This is a genomic window from Candidatus Delongbacteria bacterium, assembly GCA_041675285.1.
Lineage (GTDB): Bacteria > CAIWAD01 > CAIWAD01 > CAIWAD01 > CAIWAD01 > CAIWAD01.
The window spans coordinates 265336-275480 of sequence record JBAYTZ010000006.1 but is presented as its reverse complement, the minus strand read 5'-3'; the positions used below and the strand labels follow the sequence as shown (position 1 = coordinate 275480).

Annotated in this window: 10 protein-coding genes; all 10 read left to right on the top strand. The window is 68.8% G+C overall.

Annotation, left to right across the window (positions count from 1 at the left end):
- The coding region (locus WC326_08540) for a GPW/gp25 family protein (protein MFA7331106.1) at positions 1 to 469 on the top strand (469 nt) is incomplete at its 5' end.
- Positions 466 to 1656, top strand: coding sequence for a baseplate J/gp47 family protein (locus WC326_08535; GenBank protein ID MFA7331105.1), 1191 nt, complete (start codon positions 466 to 468; stop codon positions 1654 to 1656). The genes WC326_08540 and WC326_08535, both read left to right, overlap by 4 nt.
- On the top strand, positions 1656 to 2336 hold the full coding sequence (locus WC326_08530) for a hypothetical protein (GenBank protein MFA7331104.1): 681 nt from the start codon (positions 1656 to 1658) through the stop codon (positions 2334 to 2336). The genes WC326_08535 and WC326_08530 overlap by 1 nt, the downstream gene beginning before the upstream one ends.
- A 2-nt stretch (positions 2337 to 2338) precedes the next feature.
- Positions 2339 to 4474: a hypothetical protein gene (locus tag WC326_08525; protein MFA7331103.1), complete on the top strand. Its 2136-nt coding sequence runs from the start codon at positions 2339 to 2341 to the stop codon at positions 4472 to 4474.
- A complete protein-coding gene (locus WC326_08520) occupies positions 4474 to 5091 on the top strand; it encodes a fibronectin type III domain-containing protein (protein ID MFA7331102.1) in 618 nt (205 codons plus the stop codon). The genes WC326_08525 and WC326_08520 overlap by 1 nt, the downstream gene beginning before the upstream one ends.
- 8 nt (positions 5092 to 5099) lie before the next feature.
- Positions 5100 to 7727 carry a hypothetical protein gene (locus WC326_08515; GenBank protein ID MFA7331101.1) on the top strand — a complete coding sequence of 876 codons (2628 nt, stop codon included), beginning with the start codon at positions 5100 to 5102 and terminating at the stop codon, positions 7725 to 7727.
- Positions 7728 to 7762: 35 nt separating this feature from the next.
- A complete protein-coding gene (locus tag WC326_08510) occupies positions 7763 to 8713 on the top strand; it encodes a hypothetical protein (protein MFA7331100.1) in 951 nt (316 codons plus the stop codon).
- Between the two features lie 24 nt (positions 8714 to 8737).
- The gene (locus WC326_08505; protein MFA7331099.1) at positions 8738 to 9175 is read left to right on the top strand and encodes a hypothetical protein; all 438 of its coding nucleotides are present in this window, start codon (positions 8738 to 8740) and stop codon (positions 9173 to 9175) included.
- A complete protein-coding gene (locus WC326_08500) occupies positions 9172 to 9918 on the top strand; it encodes a hypothetical protein (protein ID MFA7331098.1) in 747 nt (248 codons plus the stop codon). The genes WC326_08505 and WC326_08500 overlap by 4 nt, the downstream gene beginning before the upstream one ends.
- An 11-nt stretch (positions 9919 to 9929) precedes the next feature.
- On the top strand, positions 9930 to 10145 hold the full coding sequence (locus WC326_08495) for a DUF350 domain-containing protein (protein ID MFA7331097.1): 216 nt from the start codon (positions 9930 to 9932) through the stop codon (positions 10143 to 10145).

Below are 10145 nucleotides of genomic sequence, written 5' to 3'. Positions count from 1 at the left end.
GTGCCCAGACGGGCGCCACGACGGGGCCGGGGGCCATCCTATGAGCACGTTCCTAGCCCGCGACATCGCCTTTGCGGCGGACGGCGACCTCCTGGTGGCGCCAACGGGCGACCTGCAGATCGCGCATGACGAGGACGTGCTGCGTCAGGACATCCTCGACCGCCTGGCCACGCTGCCGGGCGAGCTGCCGGCCCATCCTACCTGGGGCTGCCGCATCAAGAGCCTCCTGGGTGCGCCCGACACGCCCAGGACACGCATGCTGGCCAAGCGCTACCTGCGCGAGGCGCTGGAGGACGAACCGCGCGTCGAGGACGCGAGCATCCTCGTGCAGCAGGTCGGCTTCACGGCCGAGGAGAAGGTCTTCCGCATCCGCTTCTCCCTGGCCGGGCAGGACCGGCTGCAAGAGCTGGTGTGGGGCCTAGGCCTGAAGGGACCCTTCGTGGTCCGCCAGGGGGAGATCCAGGCATGAGATCCTTCGACGAGATTCTGGCCGATCTGCTCTCGGCCGTCCTGGCCAAGACGCCCTTCACCAACCTGAACCCAGGCGCGGCCCTGCGCGGCATCCTGGAAGCCCTGGCCAGCGGCCTGGCCGGTCTTTACCAGCTGGTGCGGACGGTCAGCGGCGCGCTCTTCATCCAGACCGCCACGGGATCCTGGCTCGACCTGAAGGCCCGCGAGGTGGGTGTGCGGCGCCTAGTGGCCAAGCAGGCGCAAATCCGCCTCACCTTCGGCCGCGGCGCGCCGGCCACCCAGGACACGCTGATCCCGGCTGGCACCATCGTGCGGAGCAGGAAGGACGCGGCGGGGAGGAGCACACGCTTCCTGACGGACAATGACGTCTCCCTGCAGACGGGCCAGTCAGCCACCTACGTGACCGCCACGGCCGAGGCCGCGGGCGCGACCGGCAACGTAGGCCCGGCCACGGTCACGCTGATTGTCACGCCCATCTCCGGCATCGAGACGGTCACGAACGTGGACCGGGAGGGCATCCCCTACCTGGCCCAGGAGGGCGCGGACGCCGAGAGTGACCGGGCCTTCCGCGAGCGCGCTATTGGCAAATGGGAGACCCTCGGTGTGGGTGGCACGCGCGGCGCCTACCATGCCTGGGCCCTCTCCGTGCCGGGCGTACAGGCGGCCATGGTGCTGGACGACGCGCCCTACGGGCCCGGCACGGTGGGCGTGGTGGTGCTGGGCACGAACGGCGCACCTACGCCCCAGCTCCTGGACGATGTGAAGGCCTTCATCCGCCCCCGCCAACCCCTGACCGCCCAGCTCGTGGTCTCCAGCGCGACCATCACGCCCGTCGCCCTGGGCCTGACCATCTGGCGCCTGGCCACGGCGGACCAGGCTGCGGTGGACACGGCCATCCGAATCGCCCTGGCGGGCTTTTCGGATGGCTTGCAGCTGGGCGAGGGCCTCATCCGCGCGCGCCTGGTGGCAGCCGTCATGGCCGTGGATGGCGTCTACAACGTGACCGTGGACGCGCCTAACGCGGATGTGCCGGCCACGCCGGCCGAGTTTTTGGACGTGGACGCCCAGACGGCGACCCTCGTCCACCGCGTGAAGGGCCGCATCTACCAGGACCGCGTGCAGGCGCCGGCTGGCGAGGTCGTGCCGATGATTGAACCGATCGACAAGACGGTGTGGGACTTCTGATGGACAGCCGCCTGGGTCCGTACCTGCTGGGCCTCCTGCCCAAGGTGCGCCGGCGCGTGGACGACAGTGTCCTCTCGCGCCTGCTGGATTCCTTCGGTCTCTCCCTGGACGCAGCCAAGGCGGCCATCTACCGGCTGCGCCGGCGCGGCTTCCTGTGGACCCTGGGCGATGGAACGCATCCCTACTACTCGGACCCCGAGCGCACGACCGACCTGGAACGGCACGCGGTGGACCGTGGGACGAGAAGGCTTGCTGGTGAAACGAACGCCCAGTTGGAGGCGCGCCTGGCCATCCTGCCGGCGACGCGCCAGTTCGCCGGCAGCGCCATGGGGATGAAATACCTGGTCGAGGACGTGCTGGGCCACGCCTTGAGCGCCCTGACCGTCTACGCGGATGACCCGGAGGCGCGCATCGTGCGGAACGTGGCGGATCAGGCGGCGCAGGTGGAGGCAGAGCGCAGCCACCTCTTCAGCGCGGCGGACCAGGCGGACCCGGCCAATGTTGGCCTGCGCCAGACGCGCCTCTTCAGCCAGGCCGACCTGGACATGCGCTTCACGTTTTGGATGAGCATCACGCCTGCCGCGGCCCTGGACGACGAAGAGACGCTGCGCGTGACCGAGCTCGTGATGGCCGAGAAACCCGCGCACGCGGCGTGCGTGCTGACCTTCGTGGAGGCTTGATCGTGGACCGCTACCTGTTCTTCTCGGGCGACAAGCCCACGCTGGAGGACGAGAACTTCAGTCGGGACGCCCTCCTGCAGGCCATCCTGGACCGGACGGACGACCTCTTCTCGGAAGGCGTCATTCACGGCTTCGACGTCAGCCAGAATGGCAGCGACCTAGTGCTGGCGCCAGGCGTGGCCTATGCCGGCGGCGAGCGCATCATCAGTCTCCTGGGCCTCTTCGAGCCCTGGCCGACGTCGACCAGCTACGTCTTTGCCGGCTACACCCTGACGGAGGCCGCTCCCAAGACCCACTTCGTGACGGGCCAGACCCACCAGACGCGCCAGATTCACGGCTTCGCCCTGCGTCTCTCGGCCTTCCCGGTCAAGGGTGCGCAGGAAGTGGTGGTGGCCCGCGTCCATGCGGATGGGACGGTGGAGGACTTGCGCGCCTTCTCCCAGGTCGTCAGCGACCCACGCATCCACCAGCCGAACACGGACACGCACACGACGGCGGCGGGTTTCCAGGTCGGCTACCAGGACGAGCAGAACCCGGGCAGTGAGGTCCTGACCGTCCTGAACGCCCTGGCCCTGCACCCGGAGCTGGCCCTGCTCTTCAGGAGCGGCATTCTCAACCTGCAGGACGGGCACGGCGACCGCGTGATCGAGACGCGCAAGGTCCCGTCCCAGCCCGGCACGCCCGTGCTCTTGGAAGCGAACCTGGCCCTGCAGATCCACGCGGACGCGCCGGACCGCACGGCGGCCCTGAAGAGCGCCCTGGACACCTACACGGCCGCGCGCGTCAGCGTGGAGGCCCTGTCGGCCCACGTGGGCGAGCTGGACGGCTACCGGGCCCTGATCAACGCCAAGCGCCTGGCCGGCTACACGCTGGGCCAGATCCGGGGAACCGAGAACGTGGGCGGCAGTGCCGACCTGGACGTCCTGCACGCCAAGCAGCAGGCCATCGTCTCGGGCGCCGCAGGCGTCAGCCGCGAGCAAGGCACGCTGTCGATCGTCACGGGATCGGCGACGGTGACGGGCGCCGGGACGGACCTGAGTTCCAGTTTGGAGGGGCAGACGATTCTGCTCCACGCGGACGGGCTCTTGAAGGAAGTGACGGTCCTCTCCGTCAACGTGGCCCAGCAGACCCTGGTGCTGACGGCGGCGGCCGACGAGACCGAGGGCGCGGCCTACTTCCACCTCGCCAAAGCAACGTCCCTAGGCTACGGCAGCGACGTGGCTTCGGCCTCCGAGATGCTGGCGGCCGTCGACGCCACCAAGACGGCCAGGAGCGCCACGCGGACCGAAGTCCTGCAGGCCAAGGCCGCCCATGCGAACACGGTGCTGGAGCTCTTCAAGGACGACCAGGGCGGATCCGGCGACAGCGAGGCCTATGCTCTGCGCCTTGCCTGGGACAAGCCGGCCCTGGTGGACCAGGAGGAGATTCGCGGCTACCGCGTACGCGTCTACGAGCTCAAGCACACGCGCACGCGCCTGCCCGTGGGCGTGTCCAAGGCGGTGCTGGAAAGCGCCCACGTCGACCTGATCCATCGCACGTACGAGTCTTCGACGATTCCGCGCCAGAAGCGCGAGGCCGTCCAGGCCAGCGACCTGGTCGGCTCTGGCTCCACCACCAGCCTCGTGAAGGTGGCGGGCACGGCGGTCTTCCAGCCGGGCACGCGCGTGGAAGTAGCCGGCATCTCGCGCATCGTCAAGGCCTTCAACTCCAGCAGCCGCACGATCGAGCTCCTGACGCCCCTCCCGGCGCCGCCGGCCATGGGGCAGGTCCTGACGGGCTACCAGCTCGCCTGGGAGGGCGATGTCTGGACCGAGCGTCTGCAGTGGCCCATCCGCGGCGGGCAGCATCTGGTCATCTACGCGCAGGCCGTCACCGAGTACGACGTCGGCGGCGACTGGTCGGCCGGACTGGAGGTGCTGACGGATGCGCTGGAGAACGCCGACGGCCAGACCCTGGCCGAGATCCTGGCCCTTAGGCGCAGCCAGGAGCGGACTCGCTTCGAAGTCGAGCGCGACCGCCTGGCCACGGACCTGGAGGAGCAGGTCTTTCAGCTGCAGCGGGCCCTGGCCGAGGCGCCCACCCAGGAGCAGTTCACCACGGTGGTGCGGACGCTGGAAACGCTGCAGGCCGGTGTCTGATGGCCACGCTGACGCAAAGCGGGCTGCCGCCCGGCGCCGTCTACGTCCTGCAGGACAACCTCTGCGAGGTGGAGCGCGGCGGGCAGCGGCACGGCCTGCTGGTGCGCACGGGCGTCATTCCAGAAACCGGCGTGCTAAGCCTGACGGGCCTGCGCGACTCGAACTACGCCCTGCTCTTCCGCCCGTTGGCGTTGGTGGCGCGGTCCCGGCTCTCCCTCGACGTGGGGGATCGGGCGGCCTTCCGGCGCCGGCTGGAGCACGTCGTGCCGCCGCCCGTGGTCCTGCTCTCCGCCTTGACCACGGACCTGTCCGTGGAACTCGCCTGGACCCACCCAGCGGATGGATTCCAGGCGGAGCGCGTGGTGGCGCAGGCGCAGGCGGCGGGGAGTCCCGCTTGGAAAGACGTGGCCGAAACGCGCGACCGGCAGGCCCGCACGCTGATCGTGACGGACCTGCAGTCCACGACCACCTACGCCTTCCGCATGCGGCAGGAAACAAGTGAAGGGCGCTATCGCGGCACCAGCCGCACGATTAGCGCCACGACGGGGGATGGTCCTGAGCAGGATGGCTCCACCAACCTGCAGCGGGGCGGGTCATTCGAACAGGAAGCCTGGTAGGAGGAATCATGTCGGTACTCATCACGCGGTCCACGGACTGCTCGGTCTTCGGCGGCTACTCGATGAAGATCCAGGCCGAGGGCGGACCGTCCGCCACCAGCCTGGCTAAGGTCAACTTCATCGACCTGCGCGGCCTGTCGAAGGTCTGCATCTCGACCTACATCCGCATGCACCTGCGGAACGCCGGCACCTTCTACGCCCGAATCACGCCTTTCTACGAAGACCACATGCCCATGACGCCCATCGACTGGACGGTGCTCACGCAGTCGGGCGAGACCCAGTTCACGCGCTATTGGCGCTCTTTCGACATGTCGAAGCTCGGCGACGCGGGCGAGCTGCCCCTGGGCACGGTCTTCATCAAGCTCTCCTTCGGCTGGGACGGGGCACTGGCGTCGGGCACGGCCTACGTGGATGGGGTCAAGGTCGAGCAGGGCTCCTTTCCCACCCACTGGACTCCCTACGGCCTGAAGGAGCAGGACTCGCTGGACTTGGTCTCGGATGGCGAGACTTACCGGCGCGTGAAGGAGGTGAACCCCTCGGGCGAGATCACGCCCGGCTCCATCCAGGACGGGGCCGTGCTCCAGCCCAAGCTGGCCGATGGCGCGGTGGGCACAACTAAGATCGCCGACGGCTCCGTGAACCTGGTCACCAAGGTGACGGGCGAGCTGCCCAACACCAACCTGGCGCGCATCGACCTGCCGTCGAAGATCGCCGACGGCATCCTGCCCGAGACCAAGCTGGACGCCAGCGCCCAGGGCAAGCTCGCGGCTCTTCGCACGGACGGCCGGGTGAAGGGAAACCTGGTCCAGGAGGACATCCACGCGCCTGGTGGCATCCGTACGCTGATCGACACGACCACGGGGCAGGTGACCGCCGACCTGAAAGCAACGGATGGCACGGTGGTCGACACGGCGGTGCAGAACGCCGCGGCTCTCCATGCCCGAGCCATCGCCGAGCCCCATGAGGACAATAGCGTGCCGGTGGGCAGCATCCACGCTGCCGGCGGGGGCGTCTTCACCTATCGCCTAGCCTACCAGGCGGCGGGCGCGGCCATCAACATCGGCGAGACGGGCGATTCGCTGGCCGGTCTCTTCGACCTGCTGAACTCCGCCGGCGGCGACCTCCTGGATGCCGGAGGCAACCCGGTCACAGTGACGGGCATCTGCCTCAACCAGAACGGCACGTCCGTCGTCACTCCCGGCGACGTGCAGTCGGGCTCAGGGCTTGGGGCCGGCTGGTGGCTCAACGATGGCGGCGCCGTGCCGCTCTCCACGGTCTTCATCAAGCTCTCGGCCCTGCCGGTGGGGACGGTGACCCACTTCGACGCCCTCTACAGCCGGCGCAACACGGTTGGGGCGCTGGGCCGAAACGCCCTGGTCAAGAAGGCCGTCGTCTCGGGCGAGGCCGACCCCAACCTGACGGCGACCATCCTCGACCTGAAGGGCACAGGGGACTGGAACACGCCCGTGGCGCCGGGCCGGAAGCTCATCGATCTGACGGACGCCAGCGCGAACATCGCGCCTGCGAAAGTCGTGCAGGCCTCGATCGCCGATGGAGCGGTGGGTTCCGCCAAGATCGCTGCGGGCGCGGTGGGCGCGACGCAGTTGGCTGCGGGCGCGGTGGGGTCCACGCAGCTCGGCACGAATGCCGTCATCGACACGAAAATCTCGGCCGGCGCGGTCACGGAGACCAAGCTCGCCGATGGCGCCGTCACCACGAACAAGCTGGGGGCGGCGGCCGTCACCACGGCGAAGATCGCCGATGCCGCCATCGCCACGGCCAAGCTCGCCACGAACGCCGTGGACAACACGCGCCTGGCGGCCGACACGGCCTCGCTGGGGAAGGTGACCTCCAACGCCCTGCAGCGCCAGGCGGACGGCTCCATCGCCCTGGGCAGTGGCACACCGCTGATCCACCTGGCCGATGGCTCCACCGTCGTGACGAGTGCCGGCCTCATCGGCGCGGCCAAAGTGGCCGAGGGCGCCCTGCAGGACGCGGCGGTGACGGGCAACAAGCTGGCGGCTGGGGCCGTGACGGGCACCAAGCTCGCCGACGGGTCCGTCTCAGCGGCCAAGATCGTCGACGGGGCGGTGGGCGCCTCAAAGATCGCCACGGGCGCGGTCACCAGCGGCAAGATCGCGGCGGGCGTTGTGGGCTCCACCGAGCTGGGCGCCAGTGCCGTCACCAACGCCAAGCTGGCGGACGGGGCGGTGACGACGGCCAAGCTCGGCGCGGCGGCCGTGGGCTCCAGCAACCTGGCCGACGCGTCGGTCGGCACCACCAAGCTCGCCGACGCGGCCGTCACCCAGGCCAAGATGGGCAGCGCGGCCGTTGGCAGCACGCAGCTGATCGACGCTGCCGTCTCCACGGCCAAGATCGCGGCTGGCGCCGTGGCCACGGACCGCCTGGCGGACGGGGCGGTCAGCGGCACGAAGATCGCCGCCGGCGCCGTCGGCGCCACTCACGTGGGAACCGGGGCCATTGGCGCTGCGCAGTTGGCGACGGACGCCGTGACGGCAGTCAAGCTAGCGGCTGGCGCCGTCACGCGCGAGAAGGTGGACGCCGGCGTCTTCTCGGAGCTCTCCACCGTCAACCTGATCATCAATGGCAGCTTCGAAACGGCGGCCTGGATCTAATGCCAACCGGAACAATCACCCGGTCCACGGAGCGCGTGTTCCTGGGCGGCTACACCATGCGCATCGAGGCAGTGGGCGTCGACCTGTGGAGCGGCTGGTCGAATGCCATCGACTTCTCGCGCTTCACGGGCTCCCTGATGCTCTCCTGCTGGATCTCCGGCGAGATCTTTGCCGGGACGTCCAGCCTGAAGGCCGAGGCGCACTTCTTCAACGCCGCTGGCACGGACCTGGGATCGGCTGTCGTCTGGGCAGATCACGTCGACACGGTGACAACCTTCACGCAATACATCGCGCAGGTGAAGCGCGCGGATCTTCCGGCCGGGACGAGCCATGTGAAGCTCCGTTTCGGCATTGCGGATGGCACGGGGACCGGTATCGGCATCGGCTTCGTGGACGCCGTGCAGGCCGTCCCGGGCGAGTGGGTGCCTGCCTGGACGCCCAGCATCCTGACGGAGCTCAGCACGCTGGACAACGTCTCCGACGGGACCATTTACGGGCGTGTGAAGGTCGGGAACCTGCTGAACGGCGACATCAACCTGGCGTCTGCCTCCATCAAGAACCGGGGCGCGCTGGCCATCCTGGACGCCGTCACTTCCAAGGAGATCGCCAAGGATGCCGTCACGAACAACGGCCTCGCAGACGGATCAGTGTCGACCACCAAGATCGCCTCAAGCGCGGTCGGGGCCACCCAGCTCGCCACCAGCGCCGTCACCGACACGAAGATCGCCAGCAGCGCCGCCAGCCTGACCAAGGTCTCGGGCGGCATTCTGACAGGCTCGGGATCCACGGCTACCCTTCCCACCGGCAAGATCTTCAACGCCACGGCTGGCAAAGTCCGGCTGCGGTCTTTCACCTCGATGCCCACCCAACTGCAGGTGGACGACGGCGAGTGGTTCGCGGTGACGGCGGGCGCGAACAAAGGCATCTACGTGCGCAACGGTGCCGTGGCGATGAATGGGGCGGGAACGGAAGTGACCCTCGCTTGACGGGTTTGGTGGAAGGAGTCGCGCATGCTAGGCGAAAGCGGACTGGCGACCTGGGGTGGCTGGCTGTTCGGGGCTGTCACCCTCATCGTAACCATCATCCTGGCCTACATCATCAAGCCCATCAGCGACCGCGGGATCCGCAACGAGCGCGAGCTGACCGCCCTGCGCGAGGACCACGCCCACCGCCTCGGTGAGTTGCGCAAGGAGCAAGAAGGGCGCATGGAGATGCTGCGGGATGACCAGCAGCAGCGCCTGGACGACCTACGCATGAAGCAGGTGGAGACCGAGACGACCCTGCGCATTTACGTGGAAACCCAGGCCAAGATCCAGCAGAGCCTGGGCCGCATCGAGGGCAGTTTGGCACAGGTGGCGGGCACTCAGGCCGCCCAGGCGGGATCCCTGGCACGGCTGGAGAGCGAGGTCGGCGAGATTCGGCGCCTGCACATGAAGGGTGCTGCGTGAATCGGTTCTGGGCACTCCTCGTGGCGGTCCTGCTGGCCCTCGCCGGCTGGCAGGAGTGGCGCGTGCGCCAGGCCCAGTCGAGTGCGGTGGACGCCCTACGCGCCGCGGCCGCGGCTGAGCAGCCTATCCAGGTGGACGACTCCACGACCGTGACGCGGGGCCTGGAGGGCGTGTTGCTGGAAAGGGACGCGTCCATCCAGCGCCTGACCCGGGCCTTGAAGGCTGCCACCTGGGCCCAGGTGGACCTGCGCCTGCGGCTGGACCTGGCCGGCGAGGACCTCCCGAACGTCCAGGTCCTGGTGGATAGCGCGCGCCAGACGCCGGCCGCCGGCGGGCTCATCCACTACGACGTGCCTTTCACACTGGTGGACGGGGACAGCCTGGACGGGGTCCACGTAGCGGGAACTGTGGGCCTGGACCAGCCCGGGCCAGACTGGCTGCCCAGCCTAGCCGTGCACCTGGACCGTCTTCAGGTTCACGCCGGCGTGGCCATTGACCTGGTTGAGGGCGCGGACGGCTGGCGGGCGATCACGCGGACATCCAGTCCATTCCTGTCCGCCGGCGTCACCCTGGCCGTGCAACCGCGCGAGCACACGTGGAGGGACCGCTTCCACCCACTGGTTGGCCTGGGCGTCCGGGATGGCCACCCGGAGGTGCTGGCCGGCGCCAGGCTCGACCCCTGGGGCGCAGCCGTGTCCGCCTGCGCCGGGGCCGTGGGCGTCTTCGTCTTCAAGGCATTCTGAGGAGGGAACCCATGTTCGACCAGCTCATCCGCGCTGCCACAATCAACCTGGCCTACACAGGCCTGACCGTGCTCCTGGCCACCAGCCTCTGGAAGGCGGCCGACCGCTGGCTCTTCCCGGGCATCGACTTCATCCCCGAGATCAAGAAGGGCAACGTGGCCGCAGCCATCCTGGCGGGCGTGCTGCTTCTCTTCTGCGCCCATCTGGTATCAGCAGGCCTGAACTAA

Bases quoted from the DNA above. Each gene is read 5' to 3' on its own strand.
- WC326_08535 (MFA7331105.1), top strand. From the start codon at position 466: ATGAGATCCTTCGACGAGATTCTGGCCGATCTGCTCTCGGCCGTCCTG.
- WC326_08530 (MFA7331104.1), top strand. From the start codon at position 1,656: ATGGACAGCCGCCTGGGTCCGTACCTGCTGGGCCTCCTGCCCAAGGTG.
- WC326_08520 (MFA7331102.1), top strand. From the start codon at position 4,474: ATGGCCACGCTGACGCAAAGCGGGCTGCCGCCCGGCGCCGTCTACGTC.
- WC326_08515 (MFA7331101.1), top strand. From the start codon at position 5,100: ATGTCGGTACTCATCACGCGGTCCACGGACTGCTCGGTCTTCGGCGGC.
- WC326_08505 (MFA7331099.1), top strand. From the start codon at position 8,738: ATGCTAGGCGAAAGCGGACTGGCGACCTGGGGTGGCTGGCTGTTCGGG.
- WC326_08495 (MFA7331097.1), top strand. From the start codon at position 9,930: ATGTTCGACCAGCTCATCCGCGCTGCCACAATCAACCTGGCCTACACA.